Below are 20,428 nucleotides of genomic sequence, written 5' to 3'. Positions count from 1 at the left end.
CGGCCTGGGTGTAACGCGTCCGGTCCAGCAGATCGGAGTCGCCGAAGACGATCTCCTTCAGGTCGCCCTCGAACCGGTCGGCGATCGCGTCGAACGCCTGCGCGAAGGCGGGGAAGGTCTCGTGGAGCTCGCGGCCCATCCCGGCGCGCTGCGAACCCTGGCCGGTGAACAGGAACGCCTGCTTGCCCTTGGCCGACTCGCCGCGTACCAGCCCGGGTGCCGACTCGCCCCGCGCGAGCGCGGCGAGGCTCGTGGCGAAGCCGGCGCGGTCGCCGGCCAGGATGACGGCCCGGTGTTCAAGGGCGGCCCTGGTGGTGGCCAGCGACCGGCCGATGTCCTCTACGCGGGCGGTGTCCAGCAGCGGCGTGAGGCGGGCGGCCTGGGCGCGCAGCGCCTCGGCCGTCCGGCCGGAGATCACCCACGGCATGAGGGCGGGAGCGACCCCGGCGGAGGCGGCCTCATCGGCGGGGGCTTCCGGGGCCTGTTCGACGATGGTGTGGGCGTTGGTGCCGCTGACGCCGAAGGAGGAGATCCCAGCGCGGCGGGGCTGACCGGTGGCGGGCCACGGGCGCTGCTCGGTGAGCAGGGAGACCTTGCCCGCCGACCAGTTGACGTGCGGAGAGGGCTCGTCCACGTGCAGGGTCTTGGGCAGTACGCCCGCACGGATGGCCATCACCATCTTGATCACACCGGCCACACCGGCCGCGGCCTGGCTGTGACCGATGTTCGACTTGACCGAACCCAGCCACAACGGTTCCTCGCGGTCCTGGCCATAGGTGGCCAGCAGCGCCTGAGCCTCGATCGGGTCACCGAGAACCGTGCCGGTGCCGTGCGCCTCGACCGTGTCGACCTGGGCGGCGGACAGGCGGGCGCCGGCCAGCGCGTCGCGGATGACGCGGCGCTGGGCGGGGCCGTTGGGGGCGGTCAGGCCATTGGACGCGCCGTCCTGGTTAACGGCCGAGCCGCGCACCACGGCGAGCACCTGGTGGCCGTGGCGCTGCGCGTCCGACAGCCGTTCGACCAGCAGGACGGCGACGCCCTCCGACCAGCCGGTGCCGTCGGCCGCCGCCGCGAAGGACTTGCACCGACCGTCCGAGGCCAGGCCCCGCTGCCGGGAGAACTCCACGAAGGCGGCGGGGGTGGCCATCACGGTCACGCCCCCCGCCAGCGCCAGCGAGCACTCGCCGCTGCGCAGCGCCTGCACCGCCAGGTGCAGCGCCACCAGGGATGACGAGCACGCGGTGTCCACGGTGACGGCCGGGCCCTCGAACCCGAAGGTGTAGGAGACCCGGCCGGTCAGCACGCTGGTGGCGGTGCCGGTGAGCGCGTAGCCCTCCGCCCCCTCGGCCACGGGGGTGGCGATGCCGTACCCGGAGGTCGCCGCGCCGACGAACACGCCGGTTCGGCTGCCGCGCAGCGGCAGCGGGTCGATCCCGGCCCGCTCGAAAACCTCCCAGGAGGTCTCCAGCAGCAGCCGCTGCTGCGGGTCCATGGCCATGGCCTCGCGCGGGGAGATGCCGAAGAAGCCGGGGTCGAACATGCCGGCGTCCTGGACGAACCCGCCGTCCCGGCTGTAGGACGTGCCGTACTTGCCCGACGAGGGGTCGTACAGCGACTCGATGTCCCAGCCCCGGTCGGCGGGGAACCCGGAGATTCCGTCGCCGCCCGACTCGACCAGCCGCCACAGGGATTCGGGCGAGTCCACGCCGCCGGGCAGCTTGCAGGCCATGCCGACGATGGCGATCGGCTCGCGCGCGGCGGCGGTCAGCTCCCGGTTCCTGGCCTTGAGCCGTTCGGTCTCCTTCAGTGACGAGCGCAGGGCCTCGACGTACTGGTCGATGGAGGCAGCCATCATCAATCTCCTTCGGTGCCGGCCGCGGCGACCAGCATGAGCAGGCTTTCGCCGTCCAGATCGTCGAGCAGGCCCTCGGCCAGATCGCCGGACGTGTCCTCGGCGGGCGTCTCGTCCACCCCGGCGAGCTGGAGCAGGACCTCCACCAGCCCGGCCTCGCGCAGCCTGGACAGCGGGACGGTGGCCAGGGCGTGCCTGATCCCGGCCTCGTCGGGGTCCGGTTCCGCGCCGTCGCCGGTGAAGAACTCGTCGAGCAGGTGGCGGCCCAGCACGGCGGGGGTCGGATAGTCGAACACCACCGTGGCCAGCAGCGGCAGCCCGGTCGCCGCGTTGAGCCGGTTGCGCATCTCGACCGCGCTGAGCGAGTCGAAGCCGAGGTCGCGGAAGGGCCGGTCGGCGTCCACCGCGTCGGCGGAGGCATGCCCGAGCACCAGCGCGGCCTGCGCGCGGACCATGTTCACCAGGGCGTCCTCCCGCGCGTGGCGGGGCAGTTCGGCGAGGCCGCGGCGGAACTCCGCCGCGCCGTCCTGGCCGATCAGACCGGTGACGGGGGCCTCCCACAGCTCGGCCAGCAGCGGGCTGGGCCTGGCCATGGTGAAGGCGGGCGCGAACAGCTCCCACTCCACGTCGGCCACGGTGACGGCGATGTCGCGGTGCTCGACGGCCTGCAGCATCGCGGCGACGGCGAGGGCGGGGTCCATGGCGCGGAATCCCATCCGGCCGAGGTGCTCCTCCCCCGCGCCTTCCGCCATGCCCTCGCCGGCCCACGCGCCCCAGGCGACGGACGTCGCGGGCAGCCCTCTGGCCCTGCGCCGCATGGCGAGGGCGTCGAGGTAGGCGTTGGCGGCGGCGTAGGCGCCCTGGTTGGCTCCGCCCCAGGTGGCGGCGGCGGAGGAGAACAGGACGAACACCTCGGCGGTATCGCACAGCTCGTCCAGGTTGGCCGCGCCCGCGACCTTGGCGGCGAGCACCTCGGCCAGCCGGTCCTGGGTGAGGCCGGGCAGCGGCGCGACGTCGCCGATCCCGGCGGTGTGCACGACGGCGGTCACGGGGTGCTCGGCGAGCAGCGCGGCGAGGGCGTCGCGGTCGGCCACGTCGCAGGCGGCGACGGTGACCCGCGCGCCGAGTCCGGTCAGCTCTTCGGCCAGTTCGGCCGCGCCGGGGGCGTCCGGGCCGCGCCTGCCGGCCAGAACGAGGTGCTCGGCGCCGTTGCGGGCGAGCCAGCGGGCGACGTGCCCGCCCAGCGCGCCGGTGCCGCCGGTGACCAGCACGGTGCCGTGCGGCTGCCAGGGACCCTGGCAGGGTTCGGCGGAGCAGACGGGGCTGCGGGCGAGCCTGCGGGCGAACATCCCGGTGCGCCGGATGGCGAGCTGGTCCTCGCCGGTGGCCAGGGTGAGCACGCTGGCCAGGGCGGTGCGCGCGTCCTCGTCGAAGGCGTCGGGCAGGTCGATGAGGCCTCCGACGCGCTCGGGGAACTCCAGCGCGGCGACCCGGCCCAGGCCCCAGACGGCGTGCCCGGGGGCGCTCTCGACGTCCTCGGTCGCGGCGACGGCGACCGCGCCCCTGGTGGCGATCCACACGCGGGAGTCGATGCCCGCCGCCTCCAGCGCCTGGAGCAGGCGGACGGTCCCGGCGATGCCCGCAGGGAGGCCGGGATGGTCGGGGTCGGAGGTCTCGTCCAGGGCGAGCAGGGAGATGATCCCGTGCGGGGTGTGGCCGTCCAGGGCGTCGGCGAGGTCGGCGGCGGAGGACACGCGGACCGGTACGGCGGCGCCGCCGTGCTCGTTGACGGCGGTGGCGCACCCGGCGGCCAGGGCCTCGCTTCCCGGCGGGGCCAGGATGAGCCAGTTGCCCGCGAGCACCGGCTGGCCGGGCCAGGCGACGGGACGCCACTCGTCCCGGTAACGCCAGCCGTCGAGGACGGCCTGCTCGCCGCGCCGGTCGTGCCAGCGGGCCAGGGCGGGCACCAGACGGCCGAGTCCGGCCACGTCCTCGGGTTCGCGCAGGGACAGGATGGTCGCCAGGTCGTCGAGGTCACCCGAGCGCACGGCAGTCCAGAAGTCGCCGTCGGGCGCGCCGTCCACGGTGGCGGCGGCGGCCGTCCGGGCGGCGGGCCGGGGCCAGTAGTGGGCGCGCTGGAAGGTGTAGGTCGGCAGCGTGACGTGCCGTCCGCCGAGGTGGCCGAAGACGGCGTCCCAGTCCACCGTCACGCCGTTGACGTGGGCCTCGGCCAGGGCGGTGAGCAGGGCCTCGGGTTCGGGCCGGTCGGCCCGCAGGGTGGAGATCAGGGTGGCGCCTGGCTCGGCGGACTGCTGGGCCATCGCGGTGAGCACCCGGCCTGGGCCGAGTTCCACGTACTTGGTGACGCCCTGGGCGCGCAGGGTGGCGACGCCGTCGGCGAAGCGGACGGCCTCGCGGACGTGCCGAACCCAGTAGTCGGCGGTGTACTCCTCGACCGGTTCACCGGTCAGGTTGGAGACGACCGGGACGAGCGGCCGGGCGTAGGCGACGCGCTCGGCGACCGCGCGGAACTCGTCGAGCATGGGGTCCATCAGCACCGAGTGGAAGGCGTGCGAGACGGTCAGCCGCTTGACCCTGCGCCCGCGTTCCCGCCAGCCGGCCTCCTGCTCGGCGATGGCCCCGGCCGAGCCGGACAGCACCACGGAGGTGGGCGCGTTGACGGCGGCCAGGCTGATCCGGTCGTCGGTGAGGGCCAGCTCGTCCTCCGACGCCTCGACGGCGAGCATCGCGCCGCCCTCGGGGAGGGCCTGCATGAGCCGTCCGCGCGCGGCGACCAGGGCGCAGGCGTCGTCGAGGGTGAGCGCCCCCGCGACGTGCGCGGCGGCGAGTTCGCCGACGGAGTGCCCGAGCAGGAAGTCCGGGGTGACGCCCCAGGACTCCAGCAGCCGGAACAGGGCGACCTCCAGGGCGAACAGCCCGGCCTGGGTGTAGCGGGTCTGGTCGAGGGCATCGCCGTCGCCGAAGACGGCGTCCCTCAGGTCGTCGCCGATCCGCGCGCAAACGGCGTCGAACGCCTCGGCGAAGGCGGGGAAGGCGTCGTACAGCTCGCGGCCCATCCCGGCGCGCTGCGCGCCCTGCCCGGTGAACAGGAAGGCGGTCAGGCCGGGAGTGGCGACGCCGCCGACCACGTTGGGCAACGACTCGTTCCTGGCGAGGGCGGACGCCCCGGCCAGGAAGCCTTCGCGGTCGGCGGCCAAGACGACGGCGCGGTGTTCGAGCGGGGCCCGCGTGGTGGCGAGCGAGCGGGCGAGGTCGGCGGCGGAGAGCGTGGGGTCGGCTCCGGCGAACACGCGCAGGCGCTCGGCGTGGGCCTGGAGCGCCGCGGCGGTGCGGGCGGAGATCAGCAGCGGCAGGACGCCGGGCTTGGCGGGGGCCTCCTCCCGAGGTTCCCGCTCGGGCGCCTGCTCGACGATGATGTGGGCGTTGGTGCCGCTGACGCCGAAGGAGGAGATCCCGGCGCGGCGGGGACGGCCCGCGGCGGGCCAGTCGCGCGCCTCGGTGAGCAGTTCGACGGCGCCGGCCGTCCAGTCCACGTGCGGGGACGGCTCGTCGACGTGCAGGGTGGCGGGCAGCCTGCCGTGCCGCATGGCCATGACCATCTTGATCACGCCCGCGACCCCGGCCGCCGCCTGGGTGTGCCCGATGTTGGACTTGATCGAGCCGAGCCAGAGCGGTTCCTCGCGATCCTGGCCGTAGGTGGCGAGCAGCGCCTGGGCCTCGATGGGGTCGCCGAGGGTGGTGCCGGTGCCGTGCGCCTCCACCACGTCCACGTCGGCGGGGGTGAGCGCGGCGCCGTCCAGCGCCTGGCGGATCACCCGCTGCTGAGAGGGGCCGTTGGGTGCGGTCAGGCCGCTGGACGCGCCGTCCTGGTTGATCGCGCTGCCGCGCACGACGGCCAGCACCTCGCGCCCTTCGCGCAGCGCGTCCGAGAGCCGCTGGACGACGAGCACGCCCGCGCCCTCGCCCCAGCCGGTGCCGTCGGCCCCTGCGGCGAAGGACTTGCAGCGCCCGTCGCCCGCCATGCCCTCGTCGAAGCCGAACCCGGCGAACATCATCGGGCCCGCCATCACGGTCACCCCGCCGGCCAGCGCGAGATCGCACTCGCCGTTGCGCAGCGCCTGCGCGGCCAGGTGCAGGGCGACCAGCGAGGAGGAGCACGCGGTGTCCACGGTCACGGCCGGGCCCTCAAGGCCCAGCGTGTAGGAGACCCGGCCGGACAGCACGCTGGCCGCGTTGCTGGTGGCCAGGTAGCCGTCCAGCACCTCGGGCACGCCGCTCAGCCCGGCGGCGTAGTCGTTGTACATCACCCCGGCGAACACACCGGTCCTGCTGCCCTTCAGCCGGTGGGCGTCGATCCCGGCCCGTTCCACCGCCTCCCACGTGACCTCCAGCAGCACCCGCTGCTGGGGGTCCATGGCCAGCGCCTCGCGCGGGGAGATGCCGAAGAAACCGGCGTCGAAGTGGCCCGCGTCGTAGACGAAACCGCCCTCGGGGGCGGCGGCCAGGGCTTCGAGGTCCCAGCCCCGGTCGGCCGGGAGGCCGCCCAGGGCGTCGGTGCCGGAGTCCACGAGCCGCCACAGGTCCTCAGGCGACCTGGTGCCGCCGGGGAACCGGCAGCCCATGCCGACGATCGCGATGGGCTCGCCGGCCCTGTCCTCCAGCTCCCGCACACGGTGACGCGCCTCGCGCAGCTCAACGGTGGCCCGCTTGAGGTACTCCAGGAGTTTTTGCTCGTCCGCCATCACATGTCTCCCTATAAGTCCCTTGTCGGGCCGTTCAGGATCGCTCGAACTCGTTGTCCAGCAGGTCGAACAGTTCGTCCGCGGTGGCCGATTCGACGTCGTCGCGGCGCTCCGCCGCCTCCTCGTCCTCCGTCCACTTCGCCATCAGCGCCCGCAGCCGCGCGGTGATCCGCGACCGGTCGCCGTCCTCCGCCGCGATGCCCGCGAGCGACCGTTCGAGGTCGGACAGCTCGGCGAGCACGGCGTCGGCGGGCGACCGCTCCTGCGGCTTCAGCTCCGACGCGAGGTGCTGGGCGAGCTCGGCGGCGCTCGGGTAGTCGAAGACCAACGTCGCGGGCAGCCGCAGGCCGCTCGCGGTGGACAGCCGGTTGCGCAGTTCCAGGCCGGTCAGCGAGTCCAGGCCCAGCTCCAGGAAGCCGCGGTTGGCGTCCACGGCACTGCCCGAGGTGTAGCCGAGCACGGCGGCGACCTGGGTGCGCACCACGTCCAGCGCGATGCGCCTGCGCTCGCCCTCCGACGCGGCGGCGCCCACGCGGGCCCGCAGCGAGTCCGCGCCGCCGTCGGCCGCCTGGTCGGCGACCGGCTTGGCGGTGGCGCGGACCAGCCCGCGCAGCAGCGGGTGGACGGCCTCCGCGCCGCGCAGCGCGGCCGGGTTGAACGCCATCGGCACCACCAGGGCCGCGCCGCTCGCGCAGCCCGCGTCGAACAGCGCCATGCCGTCCTCGGTGGCCATCGGGATCATGCCGGAGCGCATCACCCGGCGCACGTCGGCGTCGGTCAGCTCACCGGTCATTCCGGTGCGCTGCGCCCACGGGCCCCAGGCCAGCGACACTCCCGGCAGGCCCCGGTCCGCGCGGTGGCGGGCCAGGGCGTCCAGGAAGACGTTCGCCGCCGCGTAGTTGCTCTGCCCGACGCCGCCGAGCACGCCGGCGATCGAGGAGAACATCGCGAAGGCGGAGAGGTCCATGCCCTCGGTCAGCTCGTGCAGGTTCAGCGCGCCGCGCACCTTGGGCGACATCACGCGGTCGCACCGGCCGGGGGTCATCGCGGCGATGGTGCCGTCGTCCAGCACCGCGGCGGTGTGGATGACGGCGGTCAGCGGGTGCTCGGCGGGCACGTCGGCCAGCGTCGCGGCGAGCGCGTCGCGGTCGGCCACGTCGCAGGCGGCGACGGTGACCTCGGCTCCGAGCTCGGTCAGCTCCCCGGCCAGTTCGGGAGCGCCGGGCGCGGCCAGGCCGCTGCGGCTGGTGAGCAGCAGGTGCCGCACCCCGCGTTCGGTGACCAGGTGCCTGGCCAGTTCCGCGCCGAGGGTTCCGGTGGCACCGGTGATCAGGACGGTGCCGTCGCCGTAGTCGGGGGCGGCGGCGGGGTCCTGGGCGAGCCGGACCAGGCGCGGCGCGAAGGCGTCGGGGCCGCGCAGCGCGACCTGGGGCTCGCCTGCGGTCACGGCGGACGCCACGGCGGCGGCCGAGACCTGCCTGCCGTCCACGTCGAGCAGCACGAAGCGGCCGGGGTTCTCCGACTGCGCGGCCCGCACGAAGCCCCAGACCGGGGCGTTGACGAGGTCGCGCACGCCGTCGGCGGCGGCGCGCTCGGTGACCACGGCCAGCGGGATGTCGGCGAACCGCTCGTCGGTGGTCCACGCCTGCACCAGGGCCAGCGCGCGGTGCACGGCGCGCTCCGCGGCGTCGGCCACGGTGCCGTCGGCGGGGTCGGCGAACTGCACCAGCGCGACGGCGGGCGGCTCGGCGTCCAGCGCGTCGGCGAAGGCGTCCAGGTCCTCGTGGACGGCCACCTCATGGCCCGCCTCGGCGAGGCCGGGGGCCAGGTTCAGCGTGTCCGGCCCGAGCAGCCACCAGCTCGCGGGGACGGCGGGCGGCAGCGCCACCGGCGTGCTCCAGTCCACCCCGAACAGCCAGTCGGCGGTCCCCCGGCGGACGGCGGCGATGTCGGCGGCGGCCGGGCGGGCGATCAACCGCTCCACGGACGCGACGGGAACGCCCGCCTCGTCGCAGAACCGGACCGAGATGGTGCCGTCCTCGGTGGTGGACAGCCTCACCCGCAGCGCGGTCACCCCTGACGCGTGGACGCTGACGCCGGTCCAGGAGAACGGCAGCTCAAGCGGCCGGTCGGCCTCCGAGCCGTCGGTGTCGTTGACCACGCGGAGCATGCCGATGGGGTGCAGGGCGGCGTCCAGCAGGGCGGGGTGCAGGCCGTACGCGCCCGCCTCGCCGGCCAGCTCGTCGGGCACGCGGACCTCGGCGAACACCTCGCCGTCGCGGTGCCAGGCCGAGCGCAGCGCCTGGAAAGCGGGGCCGTAGCCGTAGCCCAGCTCGGTGAGGCCGTCGTAGAAGCCGTCCACGGCCAGCGGTTCGGCGCCGGGCGGCGGCCACTGGGCGAGGTCGAAGTCCGGCGCGGGGGCCGGGGGCACCGACAGGTAGCCGACGGCGTGCCTGGTCCAGGGGGCATCGTCGTCCCGCTCCTGGCGGGAGTAGACGGCGACCTCGCGGCGGCCGGGCTCGGCCGGGGAGCCGACCACGACCTGCAGCCGCACGCCGTCGCGCTCGGTGAGCACCAGCGGGGTCTGCAGGGTCAGCTCCTCCAGCAGGTCACAGCCGACCTGCGCGCCCGCCTGGGCGGCCAGCTCGACGAAGCCGGTGCCGGGCAGCAGGATCGTGCCCATCACGGCGTGGTCGGCCAGCCACGGGTGGGTCGCCACGGACAGCCGCCCGGTCATCACCAGGGCCTCGCCGCCCGCGATCGGCACGGCCGCGCCGAGCAGCGGGTGCCCGGTCGCGCCGAGCCCGGCGGCCGACACGTCGCCCGCGCCCGCCGTGCCCTGCGCCAGCCAGTAGTGCTCGCGCTGGAAGGCGTAGGTCGGCAGGTCCACGTGGACGGGGTCGTGCCCGGCGAAGGCGGGCGTCAGGTCCAGGGCCGGGCCGTGGGCGAACAGCTCGCCCGCCGACAGCAGGAACCTGGCCAGGCCGCCCTCCTCGCGGCGGAGCGTGCCGAGCGCCACGGCGGCGGTCGCCGGGTCACTCTGGTCCAGCTCGTCGATGACGTCGAGGGTGGAGCCGATCGCAGGGGTGAGCACCGGGTGCGGGCTCACCTCGACGAAGAACCGGAAGCCCTGCTCCACCAGGGACCTGGTGCCCTCCTCGAACTCGACGGTCTGCCGCAGGTTGCGGTACCAGTAGGCGGCGTCGAGGTCGGCGGAGCCGATCCAGCCGCCGACGACGGTGGAGTAGAACGGCAGCTCGGGGGCGGCGGGCTCGATCCCGGCGAGCAGGACGGCCAGCTCGTCGCGGACCAGTTCCACCTGCGGGGAGTGCGAGGCGTAGGTGACGGGGATGCGCTTGACGCGGATCCCGGCGGCCTCGCAGTCGGCCGTGAACTCGTCCAGGGCCCCGGTCTCACCGGCCACGACGGCGGAGTCCGCACCGTTGACGGCGGCGACCGACAGGCGGCCCTCCCAGGGGGCCAGCCGTTCGCGGGCCCGCTCGGCGGGCATCGCCACGGACGCCATGCCGCCCTGGCCCTCCAGCGCGACGATGGCGCGGCTGCGCAGCGCGACGACCTTGGCGGCGTCGGCGAGGGTGAGCGCCCCGGCCACATGGGCGGCGGCGATCTCGCCCTGGGAGTGGCCGATCACCGCGTCGGGGCGCACGCCGTACGACCGCCACAGCGCGGCCAGTGAGACCATCACCGCGAACAGCACCGGCTGGACCACGTCCACCCGGTCCAGGGAGGCCGCGCCGGGCTCGCCGCGCAGCACGTCGATCAGCGACCAGTCGGTGTGCGGGGCCAGGGCCTCGGCGCAGGCGTAGATCTCGGCGGCGAACACCTCGGAGGAGTCCAGCAGCTCGGCGGCCATGCCGGCCCACTGCGAGCCCTGGCCGGGGAACACGAACGCGACCTTGCCGGGGCGGGTGACGCCCCGCGCCAGGTAGGGCGACTCCTCGCCGCGCTCCAGCGCGGCGAGCGCGGACAGGAACCCGGCCCGGTCGGAGGCCACGGCCACGGCCCGGTGGTCGAACAGGGCGCGGCCGGTGGCCAGCGCGCAGGCGATGTCGAGGTCGCCGGCCGCGAGTCCGGCCAGGTGGGCGCGGAGGCGTCCGGCCTGCGCGCGCACGGCCTCCGCGCTGCGGCCGGACAGCAGCCACGGGACCGCCGTGCCGCCGGACTCCCCTGCCGGAGCGGGTGCCTGCGCGGGGGCGGGCTCGGGGTACTCCTCGACGATGATGTGCGCGTTGGTGCCGCTGCCGCCGAAGGAGGAGATCCCGGCGCGGCGCGGGCGGTCCACCTGCGGCCACGGCCTGGACTCCGTCAGCAGTTCGACCGAGCCCGCCGTCCAGTCCACCTCGGAGGTGGGCTCGTCCACATGCAGGGTCTTCGGCAGCTCGGCGTTCCGGATGGCCATCACCATCTTGATCACCCCGGCCACGCCGGAGGCGGACTGGGTGTGGCCGATGTTGGACTTGATGGATCCGAGCCAGAGCGGCTCGTCACGGTTCTGGCCGTAGGTGGCGAGCAGGGCCTGGGCCTCGATGGGGTCGCCCAGGGTGGTGCCGGTGCCGTGGGCCTCGACGGCGTCCACGTCGGTGGGCTCCAGGCGGGCGTTGGCCAGCGCCTGGCGGATCACCCGCTGCTGAGACGGGCCGTTCGGGGCGGTGAGGCCGTTGGACGCGCCGTCCTGGTTGGTCGCGGTGGCCCGGATGACCGCCAGCACCGGGTGGCCGTTGCGTCGGGCGTCCGACAGCCGTTCGACCAGGATCATGCCGACGCCCTCGCCCCAGCCGGTGCCGTCGGCGGCCTCGGCGAACGGCTTGCACCGCCCGTCCTGGGCCAGCCCGCGCTGCCTGCTGAACTCGGTGAAGGACGTGGGCGCGGCCAGCACCGCGACGCCGCCCGCCAGCGCCAGCTCGCACTCGTTCTGGCGCAGCGCCTGGCAGGCCAGGTGGATCGCGGTTAGCGAGGAGGAGCAGGCGGTGTCCACCGTGACGGCCGGGCCCTCCAGGCCGAACGTGTAGGAGACCCGCCCGGACGCGGCGGCCGTGCCGGTGCCAGAGAGGAAGAAGCCCTCCGACTCGCTGCCCGGCCGCGCGCCGATGCCGTAGCCGACGAACGATGTGCCCACGAAGACGCCGGACCGGCTGCCCTTGAGGGTGCCGGGGTCGATCCCGGCCCGCTCGATGGCCTCCCAGGACGATTCGAGCAGCATCCGCTGCTGCGGGTCCATGGTCAGCGCCTCGCGCGGGGAGATCCCGAAGAACCCGGCGTCGAAGCGCGCGGCGTCGTAGACGAAGCCGCCCTCGTTCACGTAGGTGGTGCCGGGGTTGTCCGGGTCGGGGTGGTAGAGATTGGCCAGGTCCCAGCCCCGGTCCTCGGGGAACCCGGAGATGGCGTCGATGCCCTGGGAGACCATCCGCCACAGGTCCTCCGGCGAGTCCACGCCCCCGGCGTAGCGGCAGCTCATGCCGACGATCGCGATGGGTTCGTCGATGACGGCTGAGGCGGCGACGGCCGGGCCCGCCGCGCGCTCCAGGCCGAGGATCTCGGTGAGCAGGTGGTCGGCCAGCGCCAGCGGCGTCGGGTAGTCGAAGACGAGCGTCGCGGGCAGCCTGCGGCCGGTGGCGGTCTTGAGGCGGTTGCGCACCTCGACCGCGGTGAGCGAGTCGAAGCCGAGCTCGCGGAACGCGCGCCCCGGCTCGATCTGGCCGGGGTCGTCGTAGCCGAGCGCGGCGGCGGCGTGCGTGCGGACCAGGTCGAGCATGAAGCCCGGCCGGTCGGCCTCCGGCAGCGCGGACAGCTTGCCGCGCAGGCCGTCGGACTCGCCGTCGCCCGGTTCGTCATCGGTCGCCGCGCCCGACTCGTCGTCGAGGACGGCCCGCACCTCGGGCAGGTCGCCGATCAGCGGGCGCGGGCGGGCCGCGGTGTAACCGGGGACGAACCGCGCCCAGTCGATGTCGGCGACGGTCACGCAGGTCTCGTCGGCGTCCAGCGCCCGCTGCATCGCGGAGATCGCCAGCCTCGGGTCCATCGGGTGCAGGCCACGCCTGCTGAGCTGCTCGACGGTGGCGGCGTCGTCGCCCATGCCGCCGCCCGACCAGCCGCCCCACGCGACGGCGGTGGCGGTGTGCCCCCGGGCGCGCCTGGCCTGGGCCAGCGCGTCGAGGTAGGCGTTGCCGGCCGCGTACGCCGCCTGGCCCGCGCCGCCCCACACGCCCGCGCCCGAGGAGAACAGCACGAAGGCGTCGAGCGGGCGGTCGATCAGTTCGTCCAGGTGCACCGCGCCCGCGACCTTGGCGGACACGACGCCGGCCAGTTCGGCGGTGGTGATGTCGGCCAGGCCGGTGGACTGCGCCGCGCCCGCCGCGTGCACCACGGCGTCCACCGGGTGCTCGGCGAGCAGCGCGGCCAGCGCGTCGCGGTCGGCCACGTCGCAGGCGGCGACGGTGACCCGCGCGCCGAGCGCGGTCAGCTCTTCGGCCAGTCCGGCCGCGCCGGGGGCGTCCGGGCCGCGCCTGCCGGCCAGAACGAGGTGCTCCGCGCCGCCCTCGGCGAGCCAGCGGGCCACGTGGCCGCCCAGCGCGCCGGTGCCGCCGGTGACCAGCACGGTGCCGCGTGGCCGCCAGTCCCGTACCGGTTCGGCGTTCGCCGCGCGGGTCATCCGGCGCGCGAACACGCCGTGGGCCCGGACGGCGAGCTGGTCCTCGTCGCCGATCCCGGCCAGCGCCCCGGCCATCTTGACCAGCGCCCGGTCCAGGGCCTGGCCCTCGGCGTCCGGCAGGTCGATCAGGCCGCCCCAGGCGCCGGGTCGTTCCAGCCCGGCGACCAGGCCGAGGCCCCAGGTCATGGCCTGTGCGGGCCGCCGCAGCCGGTCGGCCCGGCCCACCGCGACCGCGCCGCTGGTGAGCACCCACAGCGGGATGTTGACGTCGAGGTCGTGCAGCAGCGCGAGGGTCCGCGCCAGGCCGGTGGTGATCTCGGGGTGGTCCGGGTGGGGGGTGTCGTCGAGGGCGAGCAGCGAGAGCACGCCCGCGACCGGCTCGTCGGGAATGGTCAGGCGGTCGCCGGTGACGGACACCACCTGGGCGCCGGCCGCCGTGAGCGTGCCGGTGATCCGGGCGAGCAGCGGGTCCCCGGCGTCGGCGGCCACGAGCCAGGTTCCGGACAGGGCAGGGCGGTCGGGGGCGGAAACCGGCTTCCAGGTGACCTGGTAGCGCCAGCCGTCCACGACCGAGCGGTCCCGCCGCCTCTTCCGCCACGACGACAGCAGCGGCAGCGCGGGGGCCAGCTCGTCCTGGTCGGCGTCCAGCGTCTCGGCCAGCGCGGACAGGTCCTCGCGCTCGACGGCCTGCCAGAACTCCGCGTCGGCGGGGGCCTCGCCGCCCGCCGCGACGGCCTCCTCGACCGGCTCCAGCCAGTACCTGCCGCGCTGGAACGGGTAGGTCGGCAGGTCCACCGCCGTGCCGCCGCCGATCAGGCCCGCCCAGTCCACGGTGACACCGCGGACGTGCGCCCTGGCCAGCGAGTCCAGGAACCTGCGCATGCCGCCCTTGTTGCGGCGCAGGGTCTCCAGGATCACCGGGTCGGCCCCGGCGTCGTCGGCGGTCTCCTGGATGCCGTTGCCGAGCACCGGATGCGGGCTGACCTCGACGAACGTCGTGTGCCCCGCGTCGAGCAGCGCCCTGGTGGCCTGCTCGAACCGGACGGGCCGCCGCATGTTGCCGAACCAGTAGGCCGCGTCCAGCGTGGCGGTGTCGAGCGGGCCGCCGGTCACGGTGGAGTAGAACGGCACGCGCGAGGCGGTCGGCGTGACCCCGGCGAGCGCGGCGAGGGTCTCCTCCCGCAGCGAGTCCACCACCGGGGAGTGCCCCGCGCCGTTGATCCGGGCCTTGCGCACCCGGACGTCGCGCTCGGTCAGCTCGGCCACCAGCTCGTCGATGGCCTCGTGGTCCCCGGCGACGGCGGCCGAGCGGGCGCCGTTGACGGCGGCCACGGTCAGCCTGCCCTCCCAGCGGCCGATCACCTCGGCCACCTCGGCGGGCGGCAGCGACACCGCCGCCATCGCGCCCTGCCCGGCGAACCTCGAAAGCAGCTTGCTGCGCAGCGCCACGATCATCGCCGCGTCCGCGAGCGACAGGCCGCCCGCGACGTGCGCGGCGGCGATCTCGCCCTGCGAGTGGCCGACCACGGCGGCCGGTTCCAGCCCGTGCGCGCGCCACAGCGCGGCCAGCGAGACCATCACCGCGAACAGCACCGGCTGGACCACGTCGAGCCGGTCGATGGACGGCGCGCCGGGGGCGTCGCGCAGCACGTCCATCACGGACCAGTCCACGTGGGCGGCGACCGCGTCCGAGCACTCCTGGACGCTGTGCCGGAACACCTCGGAGGACTCCAGCAGCTCGGCGGCCATGCCCTGCCACTGGGTGCCCTGGCCGGGGAACACGAACGCGACCTTGCCCGGCGCGGCGGTCACGCCGCGCACCAGGCCGGGGGCGTCGCGGTCTTCGCCGAGCGCGGCGAGCAGGCCGAGCCGGTCACCGCCGTGCACGACGGCCCGGTGCTCGAAGGCCGAGCGGGTGGTGGCCAGCGAGAACGCCACGTCGGCGGGGCGGGCGGCCGGGACGGCGAGCAGGTGCTCGCGCAGCCGCGCGGCCTGGCGCGTGAGCGCGCCCGCCGTACGGGCCGACAGCAGCCACGGCGCGTCGTCGTGGCCCTCCTCGACGGCGGCCGACGCCTCGCCGGGGGCCTGCTCGATGATGGTGTGCGCGTTGGTGCCGCTCATCCCGAATGAGGAGACGGCGGCCCGGCGCGGCCTGCCGGTCTCCGGCCAGGCCAGCTCGGAGGTGAGCAGGCGGACCTGGCCGTCGGCCCAGTCCACGTGCGGGGTCGGCTCGGTCACGTGCAGCGTGCGCGGCAGGACGCCGTGCCGCATCGCCATGACCATCTTGATCACCCCGGCGACGCCCGCCGCCGACTGGGTGTGGCCGATGTTGGACTTCAGCGAGCCCAGCCACAGCGGGGAGTCCTCGGGACGGTCCTGGCCGTAGGTGGCCAGCAGCGCCTGCACCTCGATCGGGTCGCCCAGCTCGGTGCCGGTGCCGTGCGCCTCGACGACGTCCACGTCGCCCGTGGAGAGCCCGGCCCCGGCGAGGGCCTGGCGGATCACCCGCTGCTGGGCGGGGCCGTTCGGGGCGGTGAGCCCGTTGGACGCGCCGTCGGAGTTGACGGCCGAGCCGCGCACGACGGCCAGCACCTTGTGCCCGTTGCGGCGCGCGTCGGACAGCCGCTCCACCAGGAGCATCCCGACGCCCTCACCCCACCCGGTGCCGTCGGCGTCGGCGGAGAAGACCTTGCAGCGGCCGTCGGGGGCCAGCGCCCCGCCCTGGCTGCTGTCCACGAACATGCTCGGCGTGGTCATCACGGTCACGCCGCCGGCCAGCGCCATCGAGCACTCGCCGTTGCGCAGCGCCTGCACCGCCAGGTGCAGCGCCACCAGCGAGGAGGAGCAGGCGGTGTCCACGGTCACGGCGGGACCGGCGAGGCCGAACGCGTAGGCGAGGCGGCCGGAGATGACGCTCGTCGCGGTGCCGGTGAGCATGTGCGGGCGGCTGCCGTCCGGGATGTCGAACCGGCCGATGCCGTAGCCGGACGTGGCGGTGCCGACGAACACGCCGGTCTCGCCGCCGCGCGCGGTGGCGGGGGCGATCCCGGCCCGCTCGAACGCCTCCCAGGAGGTTTCGAGCAGCAGCCGCTGCTGCGGGTCCATGGCCAGCGCCTCGCGCGGGCTGATCGAGAAGAACGCCGGGTCGAAGCCCGCGACGTCCTGGAGGAAGCCGCCCTCGAAGGCGTACCTGCCGCCCTCGGCGTCGGGGTCCACCGGCCCGTACAGGTTGTCCACGTCCCAGCCGCGGTCGCCGGGGAACGGGCCGACCGCGTCCACGCCCTCGGCGACGAGCCGCCACAGGTCCTCCGGCGTGCTCACGCCGCCGGGGAACCGGCAGGCCATGCCGATGATCGCGATCGGCTCGCCCGTCCAGGGCACGGCCACGGCGGTGCGCGCCGGGACGGCCTGCCGCTCCCGCCTGCCGAGCAGCTCCGACAGCAGGTGCGCGGCCAGCGCCTCCGGGTTGGGGTGGTCGAAGACCAGGGTGGCGGGCAGCCGCACCCCGGCGGCGGCGCCGACCCGGTTGCGCAGCTCGACCGCGGTGAGCGAGTCGAAGCCCAGCTCCTTGAACGCCCGGCCGGGCTCGATCGCCTGGGCCGAGCCGAAGCCGAGCACCGCCGCCGCGTTCTCCCGCACCAGCGCCAGCACCAGCCGGTGGGCCTCGTCCTCCGGCAGCCCGGCCAGGCGCGCGCCCAGCTCGTTGGCCTGCCCGGCGGCGCTCGCCGAGGCGGCCCTGCGGGTCGAGCGGGTCAGCCCGCGCAGCAGCGGCGGCAGTTCGGCCTGCGGGTTGACGCGGGTGGTCACCACGGCGGCGTGCGGGCCGCGCAGCGCAGAGTCCAGCATGGCCAGGCCCTGCGCGGCGGACAGCGCGGGGAACCCGGCGCGGGTGATCCGGTCGCGGTCGGCGTCGGTGAGCGTGCCGAGCATGCCCCCGCCGACGTCCCACGGGCCCCAGGCCAGCGAGCGCGCGGGCAGCCCGCGCGCCTCGCGGTGGACGGCCAGCGCGTCCAGCACCGCGTTCGCCGCCGCGTAGTTGCCCTGCCCGGCGCTGCCGAGCGTCGCCGAAAGCGAGGAGAACAGCACGAACGCCGCCAGGTCGCGACCGGAGGTCAGCTCGTGCAGGGTCAGCGCGGCCCCGGCCTTGGGCGCCAGCACCGCCGCCACCCGCTCCGGGGTGAGCGCGCTGACGACGCCGTCGTCGATCACCCCGGCGGTGTGCACCACGGCGGTCAGCCGCTCGACGCCCGCGATGATCTCCGCCATGGCGTCCCGGTCGGCCGAGTCGGCGGCCTCCACGCGGACGGTCGCGCCCAGCTCGGACAGCTCGGCCACCAGCTCCGCGGCCCCGGCCGCGGCCGGTCCACTGCGGCTGACCAGCACCAGGTCGCGCACGTCGTGCACGGTCACCAGATGCCTGGCGACCAGGCCGCCGAGCGTGCCGGTGCCGCCCGTGATCAGCGCGGTCCCCTCGGGGTCCAGGGCGCGCGGGAACGTCAGGACGATCTTGCCGATGTGGCGGGCCTGGCTCATGTGCCGGAAGGCGTCCACCGACTTGCGGACGTCCCAGGTGCGGACCGGCGGCAGGGTGAGCGCGCCGCGCTCGAACAGCGCCACCAGCTCGCGCAGGATCTCGCCGATCCGGTCGGGGCCCGCCTCGGTGAGGTCGAAGGCCCGGTAGGTCACGCCGGGGTGGTCGGCGGCGACCGTGCCGGGGTCGCGGATGTCGCTCTTGCCCATCTCGATGAACCGGCCGCCTGGGCGGACCAGTCCGAGCGAGGCGTCCACCAGGTCACCGGCGAGCGCGTCAAGGACCACGTCCACCTGGGGGAAGCGGTCGGCGAACGAGGCGTCCCTGGAGGAGGCGATCTCCTCGTCGGCGAGGCCGAGGTCGCGCAGCACCGGCCACTTGGGGGCGCTGGCGGTGCCGTACACGCGGGCCCCGATGTGGCGGGCGATCTGCACGGCGGCCATGCCGACGCCGCCCGCCGCGGCGTGCACCAGCGCCGACTCGCCCTCGCCCAGCGCGGCCAGGTCCACCAGGCCGTAGTAGGCGGTGGCGAACGCGATCGGCATCGAGGCGGCCTGGACGAACGACCAGCCGTCCGGGATGGGGGTGAGCATCCGCTCGTCGGCCACGATGGCCGGGCCGAAGGCCCCGGTGACCAGGCCGAACACCCGGTCGCCAGGCCGCAGCGCGGTGACGCCCGCGCCGACGTGGGTGACCACGCCCGCGGCCTCGCCGCCCAGCTCCACCTGGCCCGGGTACATGCCGAGCGCGTTGAGCACGTCGCGGAAGTTCAGCCCGGCCGCGCGCACCTCGAACCGGACCTCGCCCGGCCCCGGCTCGGCGTCCTCGACCGGCAGCATGCACAGGTTGTCCAGGGTTCCACGCTCGGTCACATCGAGCTTCCAGGCGCCGGCGGGCGCGACCAGTTCGGCGCCCGCGCGGACCAGGCGGGCCGCGAACAGCGCGCCCTCCCTGACCGCGATCTGCTGCTCGCCGCTGGCCAGCGCGGCGGCCACGGCCTCCCGCTCGTCGGCGCCCTCGTCCAGGTCGATCAGGACGATGCCGCCCGGGTTCTCCGACTGCGCGGTGCGGACCAGGCCCCACACGGCGGCGGCGGACACGTCGGTGACGTCGTCGCCGGGCGCGGCGGCGACCGCTCCCCTGGTGACGATTGCCAGCCTCGCGTCCTCGGCGCGCTCGCCGCCCGGCCACGACTGGAGCAGGGCGAGCGCGTCGGCGGCGAGCGCCTCGGCGGGCCTGCCCGCGAACGAGGCGATCACGACGTCGGCGGGCAGCGCGGCAGTGATCTGTGCGGCGGGCAGCTTGGCCCAGTCGAGACGGTAGACGGTCTCCTCGGGGGCGGCGTCCTGGTCCAGGTGGGCGGCGGCGACGGGCCGCACCACGACCCGGTCCACCGACACGACCGGACGGCCCGCGCCGTCCACGGCCAGCACGGCGATGCCGTCCCCGCCGGACGGCGACACCCGGACCCGCAGCGTGGCCGCGCCAGACGCCCACAGGGAGACACCCTGCCAGGAGAACGGGAGGCCCGCCTCGCGGTCCGCTCCGCCGTCGGCGACGGCGTGCGCGGCGACCGCCTGGAGCGCGGCGTCGAGCAGCGCCGGGTGCAGGCCGTACCTGGCCGCCTCGCGCTCCTCGTCCTCCGGCAGGCCCAGCTCTGCGTAGACGTCCTCGCCGCGCACCCAGACCGACCTGATGCCACGGAAGATCTCGCCGTACTCCAGCCCCGCCCCGGACAGCCGCTCGTAGAGCGCGTCCACGGGCGCGGCCTCCGCGCCGCGCGGCGGCCACACATCGGTGCCGGTCAGCTCCGGGTCCTCGGCGACGGCCGTGCCGGTGCCGGCCAGCACGCCCGCCGCGTGCCGCGTCCAGCCGCGCCGCGACCATCCGGCCACCGCCTCGTCGTCCTCGGGACGGGCGTACACGGTCACGGACCGGCGGCCGGTCTCGTCGGCGGCCCCCAGCGAGACCTGCACCTGCACGGCGGCGGCCTCGGGGATCGTCAGCGGGCGTTCCAGTACGAGTTCATCCAGATGACCGCAGCCCGCCTGGTCGCCCGCCCGGATCGCGAGTTCCACGAACGCGGTGCCGGGCACGACGATCCTGCCCGCGACGACGTGATCGGCCAGCCACGGGTGGGAACGAGCGGACAGGCGCGCGGTGAACAGGTACCCGTCGCCTTCGGCTAGGCCCAGGCCCGCGCCGAGAATGGGGTGATCGGTGTCACCGAGCCCGGCCGAGGTCACATCACCGAGCCAGGACGTCACCCTGGGCCAGTACCGCTCCTCGGCGAAGGGGTAGGTGGGGAGGTCGATGGCGCGGGCGGCGGGGAGGAGCGTGGTCCAGTCGGGGGTGTGCCCCGTGACGTGGAGGGTGGCCAGGGCGTGGAGGACGGTCTCCGCTTCGTCACGCTCGGCGCGCAGGGCCGGTGTGATGGCGACGGTGTCGATGGACTGCTGGGCCATCGCGGTGAGCACGCCGTCGGGGCCGAGCTCGATCAGGCGGACGACGTTGTGCGCGTGCAGGGTGGCGACTCCGTCGGCGAAGCGGACCGCTTCGCGGACGTGACGGACCCAGTACTCGGCCGTGTACTCGGCGACCGGTGAGCCGTC

3 protein-coding genes are annotated in these 20,428 nt (G+C 75.4%); all 3 read right to left on the bottom strand.

From position 1 onward, the window contains the following. Positions 1 to 1,852, bottom strand: a 1,852-nt coding sequence (locus P3X83_RS42595) for a type I polyketide synthase (RefSeq protein WP_277311152.1), incomplete at its 3' end; no start/stop codon positions are given. 2 nt (positions 1,853 to 1,854) lie between these two features. Then, the gene (locus P3X83_RS42590; protein WP_277311151.1) at positions 1,855 to 6,615 is read right to left on the bottom strand and encodes a type I polyketide synthase; all 4,761 of its coding nucleotides are present in this window, start codon (positions 6,613 to 6,615) and stop codon (positions 1,855 to 1,857) included. A gap of 34 nt (positions 6,616 to 6,649) precedes the next feature. Beyond that, positions 6,650 to 20,281 (bottom strand): type I polyketide synthase, encoded by a 13,632-nt coding sequence (locus tag P3X83_RS42585; RefSeq protein ID WP_277311150.1) that lies wholly within the window; start codon positions 20,279 to 20,281, stop codon positions 6,650 to 6,652. Positions 20,282 to 20,428 lie beyond the last annotated feature (147 nt).

The organism is Spongiactinospora sp. TRM90649 (assembly GCF_029382225.1).
Taxonomy (GTDB): domain Bacteria; phylum Actinomycetota; class Actinomycetes; order Streptosporangiales; family Streptosporangiaceae; genus Spongiactinospora.
The sequence above is the reverse complement of the archived record's forward strand: the minus strand, read 5'-3'. Positions and strand labels throughout refer to the sequence as shown.